General features: G+C 58.0%; 18 protein-coding genes and 1 pseudogene. 9 read left to right on the forward strand and 10 right to left on the reverse strand.

Translation table 11 applies throughout. The features are described 5' to 3' along the window. The first annotated feature begins 26 nt into the window (after nucleotides 1-26). Entirely contained in the window at nucleotides 27-1226 is a 1200-nt protein-coding gene (locus tag OSH12_RS11775) for a hypothetical protein (protein WP_266343736.1), read from the forward strand. Between the two features lie 167 nt (nucleotides 1227-1393). Here OSH12_RS11775 and OSH12_RS11780 read toward each other — a convergent pair whose 3' ends face one another. The 5 genes from OSH12_RS11780 to OSH12_RS11800 form a co-directional block, all read right to left on the reverse strand. Then, complete coding sequence (locus OSH12_RS11780; RefSeq protein WP_266343737.1) at nucleotides 1394-2392, reverse strand: glycosyltransferase family 2 protein; 999 nt, start codon at nucleotides 2390-2392, stop codon at nucleotides 1394-1396. Between the two features lie 17 nt (nucleotides 2393-2409). Beyond that, entirely contained in the window at nucleotides 2410-3123 is a 714-nt protein-coding gene (locus OSH12_RS11785; RefSeq protein ID WP_266343738.1) for a hypothetical protein, read from the reverse strand. Beyond that, nucleotides 3120-5591, reverse strand: a complete 2472-nt coding sequence (locus OSH12_RS11790) for a glycosyltransferase (RefSeq protein WP_266343739.1) — start codon at nucleotides 5589-5591, stop codon at nucleotides 3120-3122. The genes OSH12_RS11785 and OSH12_RS11790 overlap by 4 nt, the downstream gene beginning before the upstream one ends. Nucleotides 5592-5968: 377 nt before the next feature. Continuing rightward, a complete protein-coding gene (locus OSH12_RS11795) occupies nucleotides 5969-6727 on the reverse strand; it encodes a hypothetical protein (protein ID WP_266343740.1) in 759 nt (252 codons plus the stop codon). Then, entirely contained in the window at nucleotides 6727-7764 is a 1038-nt protein-coding gene (locus OSH12_RS11800) for a class I SAM-dependent methyltransferase (protein ID WP_266343741.1), read from the reverse strand. Before OSH12_RS11800 ends, OSH12_RS11795 begins: the two co-directional genes overlap by 1 nt. Before the next feature lie 283 nt (nucleotides 7765-8047). Between OSH12_RS11800 and OSH12_RS11805 the strand changes: the two genes are divergently transcribed. Together OSH12_RS11805 and OSH12_RS11810 are read left to right on the forward strand one after the other, a co-directional pair. Next, complete coding sequence (locus tag OSH12_RS11805; RefSeq protein WP_266343742.1) at nucleotides 8048-8515, forward strand: DMT family transporter; 468 nt, start codon at nucleotides 8048-8050, stop codon at nucleotides 8513-8515. Nucleotides 8516-8565: 50 nt separating this feature from the next. Further along, nucleotides 8566-9984 (forward strand): UbiA family prenyltransferase, encoded by a 1419-nt coding sequence (locus tag OSH12_RS11810; RefSeq protein WP_266343743.1) that lies wholly within the window; start codon nucleotides 8566-8568, stop codon nucleotides 9982-9984. Nucleotides 9985-10223: 239 nt separating this feature from the next. On the opposite strand, the gene OSH12_RS11815 is transcribed toward OSH12_RS11810, so the two are convergent. The 3 genes from OSH12_RS11815 to OSH12_RS11825 form a co-directional block, all read right to left on the reverse strand. Further along, a complete protein-coding gene (locus OSH12_RS11815) occupies nucleotides 10224-10478 on the reverse strand; it encodes a rhamnan synthesis F family protein (protein WP_266343744.1) in 255 nt (84 codons plus the stop codon). A 251-nt stretch (nucleotides 10479-10729) separates the two neighbouring features. Next, nucleotides 10730-10993: a rhamnan synthesis F family protein gene (locus OSH12_RS11820; protein ID WP_266343745.1), complete on the reverse strand. Its 264-nt coding sequence runs from the start codon at nucleotides 10991-10993 to the stop codon at nucleotides 10730-10732. Between the two features lie 507 nt (nucleotides 10994-11500). Further along, complete coding sequence (locus tag OSH12_RS11825) at nucleotides 11501-12340, reverse strand: glycosyltransferase family 2 protein (RefSeq protein ID WP_266343746.1); 840 nt, start codon at nucleotides 12338-12340, stop codon at nucleotides 11501-11503. Nucleotides 12341-13019: 679 nt separating this feature from the next. On the opposite strand from OSH12_RS11825, the gene OSH12_RS11830 reads away from it, so the two are divergent. Further along, on the forward strand, nucleotides 13020-13271 hold the full coding sequence (locus OSH12_RS11830) for a hypothetical protein (protein ID WP_266343747.1): 252 nt from the start codon (nucleotides 13020-13022) through the stop codon (nucleotides 13269-13271). 74 nt (nucleotides 13272-13345) lie between these two features. On the opposite strand, the gene OSH12_RS11835 is transcribed toward OSH12_RS11830, so the two are convergent. Beyond that, nucleotides 13346-13768 (reverse strand): hypothetical protein, encoded by a 423-nt coding sequence (locus OSH12_RS11835; RefSeq protein ID WP_266343748.1) that lies wholly within the window; start codon nucleotides 13766-13768, stop codon nucleotides 13346-13348. Nucleotides 13769-13789: 21 nt separating this feature from the next. On the opposite strand from OSH12_RS11835, the gene OSH12_RS11840 reads away from it, so the two are divergent. Next, complete coding sequence (locus OSH12_RS11840) at nucleotides 13790-14011, forward strand: hypothetical protein (RefSeq protein WP_266343749.1); 222 nt, start codon at nucleotides 13790-13792, stop codon at nucleotides 14009-14011. 74 nt (nucleotides 14012-14085) lie between these two features. On the opposite strand, the gene OSH12_RS11845 is transcribed toward OSH12_RS11840, so the two are convergent. After that, nucleotides 14086-14367 (reverse strand): hypothetical protein, encoded by a 282-nt coding sequence (locus OSH12_RS11845; RefSeq protein WP_266343750.1) that lies wholly within the window; start codon nucleotides 14365-14367, stop codon nucleotides 14086-14088. A 182-nt stretch (nucleotides 14368-14549) separates the two neighbouring features. Here OSH12_RS11845 and OSH12_RS11850 point away from each other — a divergent pair, with 182 nt between their 5' ends. From OSH12_RS11850 to OSH12_RS11865, 4 genes and pseudogenes are all read left to right on the forward strand, one after another. Then, nucleotides 14550-14858 carry a hypothetical protein gene (locus OSH12_RS11850; protein WP_266343751.1) on the forward strand — a complete coding sequence of 103 codons (309 nt, stop codon included), beginning with the start codon at nucleotides 14550-14552 and terminating at the stop codon, nucleotides 14856-14858. Between the two features lie 29 nt (nucleotides 14859-14887). Next, on the forward strand, nucleotides 14888-15040 hold the full coding sequence (locus OSH12_RS11855; protein WP_266343752.1) for a hypothetical protein: 153 nt from the start codon (nucleotides 14888-14890) through the stop codon (nucleotides 15038-15040). A 387-nt stretch (nucleotides 15041-15427) separates the two neighbouring features. Then, nucleotides 15428-15694: pseudogene (locus OSH12_RS26255) on the forward strand (glycosyltransferase family 2 protein); the annotation flags it as partial. 210 nt (nucleotides 15695-15904) lie between these two features. Then, nucleotides 15905-16405, forward strand: a complete 501-nt coding sequence (locus OSH12_RS11865; protein WP_266343754.1) for a hypothetical protein — start codon at nucleotides 15905-15907, stop codon at nucleotides 16403-16405. Nucleotides 16406-16502 lie beyond the last annotated feature (97 nt).

A 16502-nucleotide genomic window follows, 5' to 3' on the forward strand; every position in this document is an offset into this window, starting at 1 on the left:
CTTGGCTCGCCGCGCTGCTCGTCATCGTGGCGATCGCCCTGCAAATGGTGGCCTGGTCGGCACTCCTGCAATACAATTTGCCCCGCGCCCAGGCGACGATCGAGGCGCAGCCGGCCCTCCGGAACTTCCTCGTCATGAGCGCGGATTTCGGTGAGTACAGGGACTACTATCGGGACTACCCCAAGCACCTTGGGGACATAACTCGCAGCAATATATTCAACGAATACTACAAGAGGCCGGCCTACGGTCCGATATCCGGCGGCCTTTCCTTCATGCTCTCGAAATGGCCTGGCATCGACTATCCACGCTCGATGTTCCTCATCCTGTCGTTCTATGCGAGCCTAGCCGGCACGCTCTTCTTCTGGCTGATGCGGCGGACAGGCTTGGACCTGCCGCTCGCCACCACAATGACCGCGATCGGCGTCTTCAGCTTCGGCTGGCTCAGCGTGTTCTCCGTCCCGGAAAGCTATTCGCTTGCCGTTTGCGGCATCCTGGCGTGCCTGTTGTCCGGGAGCAGCTTTGTCGTCGAGCGCGAGCTGCGCCCCGGTTCGGCGGTCCGTCATGCCGTAGTCGCCGGCTTGAGCACATGGCTCTACCTGCCGGCGGCGGCAGCAACCGTACTGCTCCTGCCGGCGCTGCGCTCACGACGTCAATGGATAACTGTGCTAGCGCCTGCGCTGGCAATTGCCGCGGTAATCGGCTACGGACCACATTTGCTCTACCAAGGTGAATCCGCCCAACTACAGTTGGACTACGCTAAGAAGTGGATGACCCTTGGCAACTTCATCGATCCTGCGACAATATCGAAAGTCTTTTTCTCCTTCATATTCTTCTCGATCGTCGCTCCGGTTCCGGACTTTGTTGCCGCGAGCCCGGATCCGTCCATCCGTTTCGCCGGCACCCATTGGCTCGCCGTCTGCCTCCTCGGTGCCCAGGCGGCTTTCCTGATCTATCTGACCGTCAGCAGTCATCTCGTCCGCATCGCGGGCGTGGCTGCGTTCTTCGCGATCCTGATGGCCTTCCACATCTACTTCAACCCGCACGAAGTGTTGCTTTATCTTTCGCCGATCGTCCCCGTCCTCTTGCTCGGAACGGCAATGCTCCTGGTCGACTTCCTTCGGACCCGGCCGCAGGCTCCGCGACTGGGGCCTCGCATCAGCGTCGGCCTCTTTCTGTTCGCCGCCCTGCTCTCCTTCACCAACCTGAGAGCCACGCTCGGCATCTAAGGTCCGTACTCAATTAGGAATAGGGCAGCGTTAGGCCAAAATCGCGCGCGGCAGGAGCCGACCGGTGGCTATCCTCGCCATCTTCCGCCGTGCCACGGCGACCGGGCGCAGCAGCGCAAAGCGCACGGGCCGTGCGATCCGCGCCCTCGCCGCCTCACGACAGGACCTCAGCGACCCGGGAGACCGTATCCCACCTGCTTCCTCTGCGGCCGTCCTTCCGCCAGCGAAGCCGCATCCTGGAACCCCTTTGCGAAGGAGAGTCGAAACGAGCTGTCGTAGAGCATCCCAAGACGATCATTCTCTGCCGGGTCGGAATCCAGCGCCTCCCGGGCACTCTGGTCGGCCTGCCTCGCGGTTCGCAGGATGTACCCGTAGTCGCGCCAGCACCGTTCCCAAAGCGCAATCGTTTCCTCGATCTGAAGATAATCGCGGATGATCGAAACGGGATGGAGCCGATGAAAATGGTGAGCTGCCACCCCCTGGCGATAGGAGCGGGTGCAGAACCCGTCGAAGGTGACGCTACGAACCATTGTCGACTGCGCGGCGGGCTCATAGAACACTTCCAGTCCCAAGGAATTCAGGCGCCACCCGCACTCGATATCCTCATAGCCGAAATGGAATTCGGGCGTGAACATGCCGTTTTCGACGAGAAACGAACGCTTGCAGGATGATCGCCCACCCCAGAACTCGCGCCAGCCGTACTGCCGCGATGAAGAGAGGTTGGAATAAGAAAACAGGAGCCCGGCCCGATTGACGACATAGTCCATCACCGGCGACTTGGTTACTTCGGGCGCGAGATTCGTGTGGCCAAGTATGGCTTGTCTCGGTTCCGAATGCGTTTGGTGTGCATGAAAATGCGCACGAAGGGCATTGGGGTGTAGGGTGTCGTCGTCGTCGAGGAATACGACGATCGGAGCCTGCGCAGCGAAGACACCGATGTTCTTGACCGTGGCGATGCCGCTATGGCGCAACGTAAAGCATTTGATCGGCAGGATATTCCGATATCGATCGAGAATCGACAATGTATCGTCACTTGAGCCATCATTCACCACGATGACTTCAAATTTATCTCGCGCCAACGTCTGATTGACTAGAGCATCAAGCACCAGCGGCAGGAATTCCGCGCGATTGAACGTTGTGAGGATCGCCGATATTTCAATGGCCATGGTGATGACCCTGCTTGCTATACGAGGACATCGAGAACCCTGAAAGCATCGCTCTTCTGGACGTGACGATGGCGACCAAGCAACACCGTGGACTCGATCCGCGCATGGTCCCCGCTATAGGTGACGTTCGGCTTGCGAATGCGGTGGGCCGCCGCAACGCCGTCGACAATGCCCATCTTCAGGCCGGCCTCGGCTATGAGGACCGGCCAGATATAGTCGAGGCCCCATGCCATCTCGGTTGTTTGATCAAAGGGTATCAGCAAACGGGCCGCGTCGGCGCGCAGGCAGACAATAGGACCGATCTCGACAAAGTTCGTTCGACGCGCCGTTACGCCATCGCATTGCGCCGTAATCAAATGATCGATGAAACTATCTCGAGTGCGCGCTGGCTGGAATAGGGCAAAATCCGCCCTGTCCGCGATGGAAATCAGATCGTCGAGGAAACCGGGCGCCAACTCGACATCGTCGTCCGTAACGACGATCCAATCAAACGCGTCGCAGTCGGCGAGCATCTGGTTGATGAGCTTGAAGCGGGCGGTCCGCTGCTTGACGATACGATCCTCCGGAGAAATGATGCGAGCGTTGGGCGTAAGGGCGATCGCAGTCCAACGCTGGACCACGTTGAAGTGGCTCGCCGCCGCAAAGTTGGCGCGAATATGCTCGACGGTATTTTCGACATCTGCGAGATAGACCCCCACAGCCAGAATATTCGCCTTACCCGTTTCCATCATCGAAATAGGCTCTCAACTTTGGCGGAAAGCGCCTGAACTGAGAAACGATCCTCAATGAATCGGCGCCCATCTGCCTGCATGGCGCGCCAGAGCACGTCGTCGTCCAGCAGGGCAACGATCTGCGCGGCAAAACCTTCGGGCGTGTCGGATTGCAGGAAGTGACTATTGGACTCCGTCTGCATTCCCTCCACCGCAATGCTAGTGCCTACCACAGGCAATCCGTTGGCCATCGCCTCGCCAACCTTCCCCTTGACCCCCGCGCCATAGCGCAAGGGCGCCACGCAGACACGAGCCGCCTCGTAGAGTGGACGCAAATCCTTGACGTACCCCAGAACCGAAACATTCGGCTTCTTGGCGAGCCGCAGGATCTCCTCATCGGGATTGCTGCCCACAATCGTGAAATGGGTGTCGGGATGCGCAGCACGGACCAATGGAAAGATGCTCTCGACGAACCATTTGACGGCATCTCCGTTCGGCTGGTGCCAGAAGCCGCCGACGAAGAGGATTCCCTTTCTCAGCTCCGGACCTTCCGGGGGAGAGGCTGGCAGGGAAAATATATTCGGCAGGGTTTGGATGTTGGCGAGCGGCGCCAATTTCAGCAGTTCGCCCTTTTCGTCGTCGCTGATGGCAATCGTGATGTCCGCCTCGTTGGCGAGCCAGACTTCACGCTGCTGCATTTCTTCGGCCATCGCCCCGATGTCCGCATCGCCCTTCAGCTGCGCTTCGCGCCGCATGCGCACGGCGTGAAAATCCACCATATCATACAGAACCGTCGCCTCCGGGCGCGCCTGGCGTATGATCGGAAGAAACGCTTCCGCGACCATCGGAAATGACAGGAAGGCGTCCGATAGCATCACGTCGGGCCGGGAAAGCGCGCGCTCAAGTTCCCCGCGGCCGTAGAGAATTTCCCTGACGCCAACGTCGTAAAGTGCCTTCTCGTAGCGGGTGCGCCCCTCTGCAGTACCCAGTGCGCCAGGAAGACTGCGCTTCTCAAAATGCGAACAGAAAAGGATCGGCCGCCCCTTCCCGGCAACCAGTTCGATCAGCGTCTTGAGACGAAGTGCACCACTGCTCTGATCGAACATTGGCGGCATGTCGGAGCAGATCAGGATCGCCGCATCATCAGGCGGCACGGATCGGGCAAGCATCAGCGTTTGCCTGGCTCTCGCGCGATCCGAGATATTGTATTTGTAGATGAAGTCGTGAAACGCGGGCCGAGGCGTTCCGTCGCTTCGGAATACCAGCTGCCTCGCCCAGGGGCGCGGCTTGCGCCGGCTGAACAACAGCTTGCGCAACCAGCCGCGCGGCTTCCCGTTCTTGTGAAAGCCTACGCGAACGAACGGTCGCCGGAGGAGGCGAGTCAGGCTTCTGGGCAAGTGCGCGATTCGATAGCTGAGGGCCCGTTCACGCCGCGCGATCTTATCCCGCAACTGAGCGATTTCATGGCCCTGAGTGGCGACCTGCTGCTGCAAGTAGTCATTGTCAGCCAGAAGCGACGTCTGTAACTTGAGTATGGCCTGATATTTCTCGCGTAGATCGCGATCGGCAACAGAGATCTCCGTGTGTACCACATCTTGTTCTGCGGCACGAAGGACAACCTCCGGATCGACAGCGAATGGCGCTGCGTTCAAAATAGGAGACAGTGTCGGCTTTCGCATGCCGCCTTTCTTGCTCACTTCGTAGCTCTTTCGACCTTCTCTCAATGTATGCACAAAACTGGGTTCTGTGAGGAGGCTCGCAGCGAAGTCAAACCATTGAAATGGGTATTCCGTGTGGCCGTCAGCATAGAAAGCAAACGGCCTATCAAACGCGCAGGCGATCATAGCAGCGTAAAGCGATCCAGCGAGAACGAACGAGGCGCTCGCGATATCGTCGATGTGCTCCCGCAGTCTCACCAAACCAAAATCAACAGCCGGGCGCACGACTAGGTCAACTCCAGTCAAGGCGATCAGCGTAGCGTCGGACGTGTTATCAAGACGATGCGGAACACAAATTGCCTTGTCTTCCGTGGCAACCTGCAAGCTGACATTATGAAAAAGTGGCAGCAGAAGAGTCGGATCCCCCATGGGCGTAGACGGAGGAAGGCCCAGAACATCACGAGTGAGCGGACCGCGCACGCCACGAGATACCGAGCGCCTTCCGATTTCTACGCCGAGCGCAGTATTGTCGCGCTTGCCGCTGCCCCAGAAAACAACGTCATCTGCAGCCCCTTGTCCCGAGCCGTCCTCGCCGGCGAAGGGGAAATCTTCTATCAGACCGCCGGCCTGCCATAATCGACTGGCCCAGTCCTGACCGGACGAGATCAGCGATACGAGTACATAGGCACCGATAGCCGCCCCAACATCGTGCATGCCAGCCCCATCCAGCATCCGCTGGTGGCTGCTTCGAAGATCCTCCGAATTGAATGCCTTCTCATCCCGCCGAGCAGCTAACGGATCGGGATCATACGCGACATCAATACTGTACAAAGAAGATCGATCTGGGTCACTTATCATCTACGATAACCAATATGTGGTTCTGAAATCGAAAATATTGCGTTCTCATGCGCAGCCGAAAGCAGCGGCTATCTGGACAATCGCCACAGAACCGGAATTTATTGATTGCGCCAAAGGATCCCCAACTTTTGAATTTATCCGGAAGTGCTCCGATGTCAATCAACTCCGACTGGCGCGACTTCTATATATGATAGACCACATCTGAGGCAGATCACGCCGTCTGATCCAGCCCCGAGAACCTTTCCCCTCCCCGGCAAGACAAGCCCGCGCCGCCTCCAAGGCCCAGATTCCCCTACGGCACCGCCTCGTCAACGAAACATCGTTCGGCTTCCGAACGCCGTCAGGGCAAATCAGGCACTTCGATCGCCGTCGCCTGAACCAAACAGCCCCAGGAGGCCCGCCTCCTCCAACACGGTAGCGAGATAGCTGCCGGGCGGAGGGCGATGGATCTTGTCGAATCCGATGCGATCGAAGGTTTCATTCCAGAGATGAAGCATGTCGGACTGCGAAATCTGCTCTAGAACCCAGTCGAGCCGCTGCGGATCAAACAACGCCGCCGATTCCAGATAGTGGACCGGATACAGGGTGCTGCTTGGCCTCGACCACTCTTCTAGGCCATATTCCGCGACGACCTGTGTAAACAGCCCTGGACCGAGATCGCCAAAACGGCTGACATTCCGTCTTTCCCAACAATATTCGGCCGCAAGCCGCATGGCCTCATGCCCTGCAGGGAAGCGCAGCACTGCAACATTATGAAACTGAGCATCCTGTCTGGCGAAGAGGATTTCCGATTCCAACAGGCTGAGGCTGGCATTGAGACACAAGACATCCGTATCAACCCAGCAACAGCCGGTCTCATACACAAGGCGATAGCGGAACATGTTGGAAAAAGCGGATACTTTGGGCGTCGGCATTTCGTTGTAGAAGAAGATCTTATCCTTGGGATATATTTCGGATGCCGACCTCACTTTACAGCCGTCTGGGGCATTGATTTCGAGATCGTAACTGAAAAGATCAAATGAATGGCCGGCCTTAATGAAGCTCGAGATGCAGAGATGTTCGTACGCACTCAGCGGCTGTCCGTACCAGAAGGAAGCGAACTGGACCATCACATCCCCCTTATTCTACGCCGAATCTGGCGCATTGCCGTACGTACGCGCCCATAGAGGGACCGATCATACTTATCGAGATATAATTTGAGATCGCCAAGTCGATGATCGAGCCTGCCAATATGCGCTCGCAGATCCGCATTCTCGATCATCATCTCGTTGTGACGCAGGCTGAGATCCTCGTATTCGGAGAGCTTGTTCCCCAGGGTCTCCATCCTGGCGCGCAGGTTGTCGTTCTCCGACAAGATGTGGTGCGAGGCATGGTGCAGCAGGTCGTTCATCTCGCTGAGAATCGAGAGAGGGCCGCTCGGGTCGAGATAACGAGCCAACGGGCTCCCATTCCCGACCAAGAGCACGCCCATGCGCGCCTCGGCGCCGATCTCGATGAAGGGGTATCGCTGCGTCAGCGTCCGCCAGAGACGCCAGGTGCCGAACTCGGAGGCGAACTGCTCCATATCGCGAAACAGAATTATGCCATCGGACGACATCTTGGAAAGCCAGACTTCGAAATCGCGGCGCAACGCCCTGACAGTGGCGAGGCTTCCGACGAACAGCATGTCGATCGAGCCGCCCTCGAGCCTGATCCCGGCACTATCGACATCGAAGCGCCAGTCACCGGTCGCGTCAGCATGGCAGCGTGCGAGATCGGCATCGCGGGGCGGAGATCCGGACGCTTCCCAACTGGGCGCCTGGTGGGACGCGGAACGCGGGCCAATTCCGATGCACTGGCAGTCACCACCCACAGCTCGAATCGCACCGAACAGCGCCTGAAAGCCGGAGTCATCCTCTGCATCCATACAGGCAAATCGACGCGGCCTGGCCAAAGTAACAAGTGCAGACCAATAGGTTCCGATCGCGCGGGGGGACTCAGAGAAGGAACTCGCGACGGTCGGATCGGACGCCCGCAGCGCCGCGGCGAGATCTGAGACGCTCAGCGGACCGTGGTCACGATCCGCGAGGCGCGAAACAATATCAAACTCGCAGTCGACAGGACGCCCATCCACGACTTCAACGACCGCAGCTGCCTCCTCATGCACTGTCTTGGACCTCCCCAATCCCACCACTACAAAAGTGTGGCTAGCATATCTCCGGTAGAACGAAAAGTGCACCGACCGGAGGGCGCGGGCCGAACGACAGGGCCGGACTCGGCGCCCTCCTTGGAAGATTGCCCGCGCCGCCCGGTTACGCCGAAATGCGGCTGCCGGCTCGATTGATGGCGCATCCAAATCACGCTAGCATAGGTTGCGCATCCCCCCGAAGCTAAGGGGCTAATGCCGGTGGCCTAGACGAACGCGGCAGCGGGACAGCCCGGAGCTCCCCATGCAGCCGACGTGCAACGGCTCGAACGTCGGGGGAATTTTCATGTCGCCAGTTCTAGGCAGTCTCATTCTGCTGAGTGTCGCACTTTCGTCCGGGGCCCAATTGCTCCTCAAAATGGGCATGTCTCTCCCCGCCATGCAAACCAAGCTGGACGGCGCGGACTTCATGCAGGCAATCCTTGCTATCGCCACCTCCCCGGCGGTCCTTGCGGGGATTTTTTTCTTTGGGCTGAGCGTATTTGCTTGGCTATTCGTTCTATCTCGGGTAGCTATCTCTACGGCATATCCATTCGTCGCCCTTGGGATTGTGACGACCGTCTTGGGGGGACGGTTCATTTTCGGCGAGCAGCTGTCTCTGCTGAAATTGATGGGGGTCGCGACCATCCTCGCCGGCATCCTGATGGTCGGAGTGGCCGCCAGTCGTGAAGTGCAAACGTCCGCCCAATCCAGATCCAGCAGCAATGTTTAACGCTTCCCGGCCCTAAGAAGCCGGCATGTCCGTTTTCGGGGGAGGACGGGATGGACAGCAATTCGGTTCCGCTTGTTGTCGACTTGGACGGTACGTTGATACGAAGCGACATCTTTCTGGAATCGCTTCTGGGCCTGTTGTCGCAGGACCCACTGAAGGCAATACATGCCATCGGAGGATTGCGGCACGGACGGGCGGAACTCAAAGGCCGACTGGCCGACAGCGGTATCATCGAGGCGGAGAGGCTGCCGATCAACACCGACGTCCTGGAGTTCCTCCGAGCCGAACGGGAGAGCGGACGAAGGATCTATTTGGCCTCGGCATCCGATCGACGCGATGCGCAAAGCGTTGCCGAGCATTTGCAGCTGTTCGACGGCGTCTTCGGATCGGAGGAAGGCATCAACCTTTCCGGTTCGGCCAAATCGCGACGGCTATGTGAGGCGTTCGGCGAAGGCGGCTTCGACTATATCGGCGACGCGAAGATCGACGAGGCAGTCTGGCGCATGGCACGTCGGGTCTATATCGCCAACGCTCGCAAGAAGCACCTGACCGATGTGCGCGCGTGGGCACCGGAGGCCAAGTCAATCGGCCTTCGCGAAGTACATATCATGGAGTATATCCGGACCCTCCGTCCACATCAGTGGCTGAAGAACCTTCTTATCTTCGTGCCGCCGTTGGCGGCACACGACTTCATTAGCCTCTTCGGCGTCAGTATGTTAGCGTTTCTGAGCTTTTGCCTTTGCGCCTCGAGTGTATATATACTTAATGACCTGCTTGACTTGCGCAATGATAGAGCCCATTCGCGCAAACGGACAAGACCTTTCGCCGCCGGAAAAATTCCGGTCATGCATGGCGTGCTGCTAATTCCACTTCTGCTGACCTCATCATTCGGACTCGCGTTGTTTCTCCACGCCGAGTTCATCGGTGTCCTCAGTATCTACTATGTCGTAACATGCGCCTATTCCTTCTTCTTAAAAAAGAAGATGCTGATCGACGTGATCGCGCTCGCATGCCTCTACGGATGCCGAATTTGGGCGGGCGCCGCAGCTACGCAATTGGTGCTGTCGCCATGGCTCATCGCCTTCGCGATCTTCATCTTTCTCTGCCTAGCCCTCGTGAAGCGGTGCTCCGAGTTAATCGATCATATCCAGGGAGAGAAGGGGGAGCCGCGAGGGCGCGGCTACCGGCTCGCTGATCTGCCGGCCTTGCAATCGATGGCGGCAGCCTCGGGCTACATCTCGATCCTCGTCTTGGCGCTTTATTTCAACAGCCCGGCCGTCCTCATTCTGTATTCGCATCCCGACAGACTCTGGATAATCTGCGTGATACTGTTGTTCTGGATCAGCCGCACCTTGCTGCTCACGCATCGGGGCGAGATGCACGATGATCCCGTCGTCTTTGCAACACTGGATCGCACCAGCCTGATAGCCGCGTTGGCCTGCTTGGGCACCGTTATCGTCAGCCTGTGAGTTGACCTTTCCGCCAGGCCGCTGCACGCGGAGCCCCGCAGGGTGGACCAATTATTGCAAGGGCACACTGTCTGCCTCGGCGCGCCCGGTCCACATTTGGCAGAGCGGGTACTCGGAGGCTTTCAGCAGCCCCCTCGACATCCTAGCGCCCCATCTCGCCTCAACCCATTGCCAAGGACGCGGCATTTGGGTTTGCTATTGATTCTGGCCGATCTGCCCTCTCGGATCGCCCAGCGAGGTTAGGAATGTCTCGGCATGCTGCTGTGCTGAGGCACCACGCCGCGTCCTCCGAGCCAGCCCGATATGTCAACCACCCGCATGCCGACGGCTGTCACCGCAATACCAAAGAGTCTTTCTAGGGCATGCTCAAGCCCGCCATCGATGGACCCATTCTCCTCGTGGAAGTTTTCCAGCGAGAGGTCCAGCATTCTGAGCGCGGACAAAACCTCACTGCGCACCCAGAACATGGTTCCAGCAAAATATTCGAGCTTCACGTCATCAGATTGCGCCCCCCCAAGACGCATTGCCAGCTTCCGACCATTTCCGCATTTCTGCCTCAGGCGGCGGCTTCCCCCTTGTACTGATTGGGCAATCTGAAATGACGCGATCCGATCATGCCAACCGTGGGATCACGCTCAAAACAATCGACGATGTTCCTGAACGCGCTGGAAGAACCAACAAGCTCTCTAAGCAGCGCCCAGCGCCAGACGGCACCGAGAACAGCACGTGGCCCTGCCTTGGCCGATCACTTGCCATGCAACTTGCAGACAAACCCGAAGCCATCGAGAAATCCCTCACGAAGCAGCTGCATGAACGGCCCCACGTCACGCCCCTTATTCGGATAGACTACGACTTGGCATCGTCCGAAGCAGGCTCGCATACGGGCATCTGGATCAAGTTCATTTAGGGTCACGATCAAATGAAAGGGCGCATCTACTCGCCGAAGCGCATCCTCGAACTCTGGCCAAAGGTCATGAAAATAGAGATGAACAACGATAGCTATCCGCATCCGCTCACCTGCGGCGCCCTAATCATCGCCCTCCTCAGGCGCCCGCCACCGTTGGCTCAATGCCCGTTGCAGGGCCGAGCTCTGCAGGCTTAAGCCCCAGCCAGCGAGATTGCGGATCGAGCGTTACAGTTCCACACCCTCACGACCACGCCAGCGTGACAATGGGACAAGCCCCCCTCCGGGAGCGGCATCCAAAACCGATCGCGCGACCGAGAATTTCGCAGCAGGAATGGCCACGAAGCTCGAAATGAACCGCCTCCGGCATGTCGAAACAGATGTCGGCCTCACCGACACGCAGCATATAGCGCGAGGTCGCGGGAATATGGAGAACGCGAGCATCCGGGTCCCGCCCGACCCTCAGCGGGGTAAAGGGCAACTCGCTGTGCTCAAATGAGGCCCAAATCAGCTAGACCCCAGGCCTATGCAGCTCCATTCGACGTGACAAGCTCACAGCCATATCCCCCGCAACACGCAGGCATCGATGCCACCAAGCACAGCCTCAAGACATCATGTTCTACTCGTCATATGGCTGAATAACCCAAGTATCCGCCCTAACGAAGACATCAAGCGACGTTTGTCGAACACAACAGCATAAAATACAGCCTTAAAAAGATGACGAAATACGTCGAATACAATGTTATACTCTATTCCGTACTTCCTATTATAATATATCTCAGATATTTTCTTATGCTTGTTTCTATATATCTCTTTTGAAACTCCACCGGAGACAGACTCGCCGGCGCCGTGCATCGCAAAAGAATCCTTCACGATGATAATTGGCGATCTCGCCGCCCCCAATCTTCGAGAGAGATCATCATCCTCGTAGTACAAGAATATGTTCCTATCGAATCCACCGAAATCGGTGAACAGTGATCTTCGAATTAGAAATATACTCCCGTCCAAAAACTGACTGCAAAAATCGCCGCCAACCTGACCAATAACCTCACGATTGCGACCTCGACTAACGTGACCAGCCGGAGCATTTTTGATCCAAAGCCCTCCATCGGATCGACGCGTCATCGGAAGAAAGACGCCGCAGTCCGGATATCGACGCACCGCTTCGAGAAGCCTTGGAAGAGTTTCACCATTCACACGTACATCAGGATTTATGAAAAGAACAAATTCACCCGAAGCAACGGCCGAGCCCTGATTGCAAGCGCGACCAAATCCTATATTGGCTTCGTTTCTGACAATTTTGGCACGTATGCCAGACAGAGCCATAGAGAGATCATCGCTACTGGCGTTATCAATGCATATGATCTCCCGCACTCCATCAAGTTCAGACAAAGCACCAGCGATTATATGAGCACTGTTATATGCGACTACAACAACACTGACAGATTTCATGACTGTAGTCCGCCTGGCGGCCCGTGAAACTGCACATCGCCCCATCGGAGCAGCCCCGACGCCTTTACGACAGGCCTAAGAAGGACACCAAAACGCGCCCCTGGGCGCACCCTGCGTACGGACATCACCATATCGCGTCGAAATTCGACACTGGCTCCTCCTCCACCCATCACCAACAATCCCAGATTGCACCCCTCTTCACGCCGACTCGACCGAAATCAAACCACTGCGAGGAACTTCAGGGAATACAATTTCCACCAAATTTTCAATGAATTTTTGAATGATTTTGAATAGCAATTAGCTAGAGCGCAATGCATTTGCGAGTTACTCGCTTCAAAATCCTGTAGCCTTGAGGCCCGAGCGATCAGATGCAATCTTGGATTGCACCCGATCACTCGGGCAACAACCAAGGCCAGGCCACCGCACAAGGCCCGGAGGAAGCCCATAAATAAGGAATTTAGGCTCAACTCGATCCCATCAAAGACACTTCTGGACAATGATTTGAGCGAGGACTTCGGTATCCCCTCACCGAGATAGCGGGTTCCTACCACTCAAGCCTAACCATTGGCGGCTTGGACTAACTATGTCCCCATAGTTCAGAATATCACAATCCAACCACAAGTAACGCTGAAATATGCGAGACTTTTCACCAAAAAAAACGAAACATCATGAGGGGCATATGCCCAACACGTTGTACGCGGCGTTTATCGCTGCATGCTTGTACCTAGGCTATGTGCAGTTTGCGCTTTGGGTATTGGTGCCTCTCGGGGCAGTGGCAGTTTTGCTATTTTTCTTTAGCAATCGTGCAGCGTTCGAAGTCGGCATGCGCGAGCGTGGCGCGATTCACTTTCTCATCATTTTGACAGGCAACATCGTTCTGTGCGGTGCGGCTTTCGCCATAGGCTGGGTCGCATCGACGTTCTTGTCGTGAAATGACCCCGCCAGCGGCGCCGGCCGGTGAGGTTCAGCCTCCCGGCCACCAAGTTCTAAGTCGGCGCCTTAGGCTTACTTTTGGCAGCCCCAGCGCATTGTCTGAGGCGTGCCTTCCAAGTCGACAAACACCCAAGTCAGGGCGCCATCCGATCTAAGACGAATGGCAACCGGGTTCGAACCATAGATCCCTGCGCCAACGATGTCTGACCCGCGGCGTGAGAGGACGAAGTGGTCTTCCCCGAACATGTCTGTGCGGTTCGTAAAGAGCCAGTCAACGGGGGCCTCGGTTCCAATCGTCTTGGCTGCGCGGATGCTGACCGACTGATCTTCAAGATCGAACACGAACTGATCTGCCTCGATAAATCTAGTTGCTCTCGTCGTCGTCGCAACTAGATCGCAGGCGAGAGTCATAGGCGCCGCTTTCGCGGGCCCGGTCTGGGCAAACCCACCGAAGCCTAAGCCCGCAATCAGCGCAGCGGCTGTCATTTTCTTCATCAGATAGCTCCGGAGTAAAACATGTTCCGCCGCTCATTCATGGGCCTCGGCATGGCCGCGCTCGCCTCGGTGTTCGCTGGCGGCGCTGCCGCCTCGGTGGTGACGCCGCCCGCCATTGAGCGCGGGCTGGCACCATCTCCGCAGGTCACGCCGAACCGTCGGCGCCGGCTCTCAAGGTCAGGCACCCGATATGCGGCGAACGGCAAGCGGGAATGCGCTCGCCGTCGCGTGCAGATCGCGTAAGGCCGGCTGACCGAGGCTGCTCTTCGCGCTCGCTGACCCCCGCTTCTGAATGCCGTTGTAAAGAGGCCGCCAGGCTATTCTTTGATGAGTGCGCCCCAGTCCGCGTCGTCTGCGTTTTCCACGACAATGGTGATTCCACAGCTGTCTTGTTCGAAATAGCGGAACAGGCGGCTCTTCACTCGGCCCGAATAGGCAGCAGGATCTTTAGATCCCATTCGAACGAGCTCGACAAAGTCCCCGACGTTCGGGATGAGGGCAAAACCAGCGTCCGTCGTTTCGAAATCCGACACGCTTGGGTGGTCAATCGGCCGGCCGGTCTTGGCTGAGAATTCCTGGAATTGGACGTAGATCTTCATTTAGGTTCCCTGATTTTATGATTGGAGCCTCGCTGAGCGCCCCATGCCCCCTCTTAGCAATCCTCGCCATGAACGATTCGCTCAGGCCCTCGCTAGGGGGAGAGAGCGCGACGGAAGCCTATGTGACCGCAGGTTTCAAGGCCCACGACGGCAACTGCTCAAGGTTGAGAGGAAATGAGAGGGTGGCCTCTCGTGTCGCCGAGATCCAGCAGCGCGGCGCCAAGCGCGTCGAGGTGACTGTTGAAAGCCTCGCCGCCGAGTTGGAAGAGGCCCGCAGGCTTGCGCTCACCGAGAAGCAGACCAGTGCCGCTGTGTCCGCCACGATGGGCAAGGCGAAACTGTTCGGCCTCATCGTCGAGAAGCACAAGCACTCCGGCGCCATCGGCTCCTACGATCTAACGAAGGTGACGGATGACGACCTCGACCGCCTTGAGGCCATCCACGGCCCGATTGCCGACGCTGGCGGAGATCCGGGCGGAGCGGAGACGTAGAGAGCGGTCAGGAGAGCGGATCCAGCTGGATGCAGAGGCCATCCGGGCTGCTGCCAGTCGCTGGCGGGCTTCGTGCGCGAGGTCTTGTCGGTGGGGCGATCATCGGACTGGTGATCGGCCTGCCGTTGCTCATCGATGCGCTGATGCGGATCTGGAGCTGGTTGCCGCATCGGGGGCCGTAGCGAAGGGCGTTCTAGTCCGCCTCATTCCGTCACCCCGACGGCGCTACCTTGGCGAGCATGTCGAGGGCAGCCGTCTACGGGATGATGTATGCTGGCATGGTTGCGGCCACCGTCGGGTGCGGGGTGGTCGTGGGGCTTCTTGCGCTCGATGTCAGCCCGGCGTTCTAGCTACTTCGGTAGGGGGGCCATCTTCGGCAGGCTGATCAAGCTCACCGACAAGGTCGATACCAAGCCAGCCAGATCGATTTGCCCGAATAGCGTGCCAGATAAGGGGGTATGCGGCCGTTGTCACGGAAAGATTTTGGTGTAGAAACGAGCGATCGGGCTAGGGGAAGCTGTAGGACGACCGGGTCACAAACGCTCCTCGATCCCCACTAAGGGAACAGGGTGAGCATTTTCTGTCTAATCGCGGTACGGAATGAGGAAGGGTATCTGCCCGGCTTCCTTCATCACATTCGCGACCATGTGGACGGCATCGTTGCGCTCGACGATTGCTCCACCGACAGCACCCCCGAAATCCTGCATCGTGAAACCCGCGTCGTCTCCCTCCTGCGCGAGAGCCGCGCTGGCGCGCCGCATGCTAACGAAGCCAGCAATCGATACCGGTTGCTGACAGAGGCGGCGCGACTGGGCGCGCGTTGGGTTCTCTGCGCGGACGCGGACGAGCGCTTTGAGGATTCCTTTCTGCGGCGTCTGAAGGCCGAGGCGATGCATGGCGACGAGACAGGCCGCCATCTTCGGCTGGTTCGGATCGTCAACCTCTGGAATGGCCCTGACCAGTTCCGGGCCGACGGCCGGTGCGGCCCGCGTTGGACTGTTCGCATGTTCAGGGTCCCGTCGAACATCAGTCAGCGGAAATCGGCCATGCACCGGCCATGGTTCCCTCCGGATCTCGACGCGGCGCCGCAGGCGCGGATGAACGCCTATCTCTATCATCTGAGCATGATCGATCGCCGCGACCGGGAGATGCGCTACGAGAAATTCCGGGCGATCGATCCTCGCAACGAGCATCAGGCGATCGGCTACCAGCACCTCATCGACGAACGAAACCTGACCCTGAAGCCTGTCCGACCCTGGCGGCGCTACACCGATCTCGGTACCGGTACAGCGAGGGGGCGGTCCGACATGCCGGACGGTGCTACCGGGGCATCGGCGCTGCCAGACAGGGCGCTGTTTGATGAAAGTCTCTATCTAGCCCTTAATCCCGACGTTCGACGGGACGTCGCGAAGGGCGACCTCAATAGCGGCTGGGATCATTTCGAGCGCCATGGCGCGCGCGAGGGCCGCAACTGGCGCTCCAGGCCTAATTTCACCGGGCTCGATTTCGGGGCGATCTTCCGAGGCTGGCGCGAGGCGAAGTCATGACCGTTCGCCCGCTGCCATCCGCTCCCGTCACGCCTTTTGCAAAGCTTGCCGTTCCGTGAAACCTGGGAATCTTGTGGTTCTCCATCTGGAGAGCATT

Origin of the sequence: Kaistia terrae, assembly GCF_026344005.1 — a bacterium.
Classification (GTDB): Bacteria; Pseudomonadota; Alphaproteobacteria; order Rhizobiales; family Kaistiaceae; genus Kaistia; species Kaistia terrae.

Bases quoted from the DNA above. Each gene is read 5' to 3' on its own strand.
- OSH12_RS11795 (WP_266343740.1), bottom strand. From the start codon at position 6,727: ATGGTCCAGTTCGCTTCCTTCTGGTACGGACAGCCGCTGAGTGCGTAC.
- OSH12_RS11865 (WP_266343754.1), top strand. From the start codon at position 15,905: ATGCACCGGCCATGGTTCCCTCCGGATCTCGACGCGGCGCCGCAGGCG.
- OSH12_RS11780 (WP_266343737.1), bottom strand. From the start codon at position 2,392: ATGGCCATTGAAATATCGGCGATCCTCACAACGTTCAATCGCGCGGAA.
- OSH12_RS11840 (WP_266343749.1), top strand. From the start codon at position 13,790: ATGTTCCGCCGCTCATTCATGGGCCTCGGCATGGCCGCGCTCGCCTCG.
- OSH12_RS11845 (WP_266343750.1), bottom strand. From the start codon at position 14,367: ATGAAGATCTACGTCCAATTCCAGGAATTCTCAGCCAAGACCGGCCGG.
- OSH12_RS11830 (WP_266343747.1), top strand. From the start codon at position 13,020: ATGCCCAACACGTTGTACGCGGCGTTTATCGCTGCATGCTTGTACCTA.
- OSH12_RS11825 (WP_266343746.1), bottom strand. From the start codon at position 12,340: ATGAAATCTGTCAGTGTTGTTGTAGTCGCATATAACAGTGCTCATATA.
- OSH12_RS11805 (WP_266343742.1), top strand. From the start codon at position 8,048: ATGCAGCCGACGTGCAACGGCTCGAACGTCGGGGGAATTTTCATGTCG.
- OSH12_RS11785 (WP_266343738.1), bottom strand. From the start codon at position 3,123: ATGATGGAAACGGGTAAGGCGAATATTCTGGCTGTGGGGGTCTATCTC.
- OSH12_RS11820 (WP_266343745.1), bottom strand. From the start codon at position 10,993: ATGCGGATAGCTATCGTTGTTCATCTCTATTTTCATGACCTTTGGCCA.
- OSH12_RS11855 (WP_266343752.1), top strand. From the start codon at position 14,888: ATGCAGAGGCCATCCGGGCTGCTGCCAGTCGCTGGCGGGCTTCGTGCG.
- OSH12_RS11835 (WP_266343748.1), bottom strand. From the start codon at position 13,768: ATGAAGAAAATGACAGCCGCTGCGCTGATTGCGGGCTTAGGCTTCGGT.
- OSH12_RS11810 (WP_266343743.1), top strand. From the start codon at position 8,566: ATGGACAGCAATTCGGTTCCGCTTGTTGTCGACTTGGACGGTACGTTG.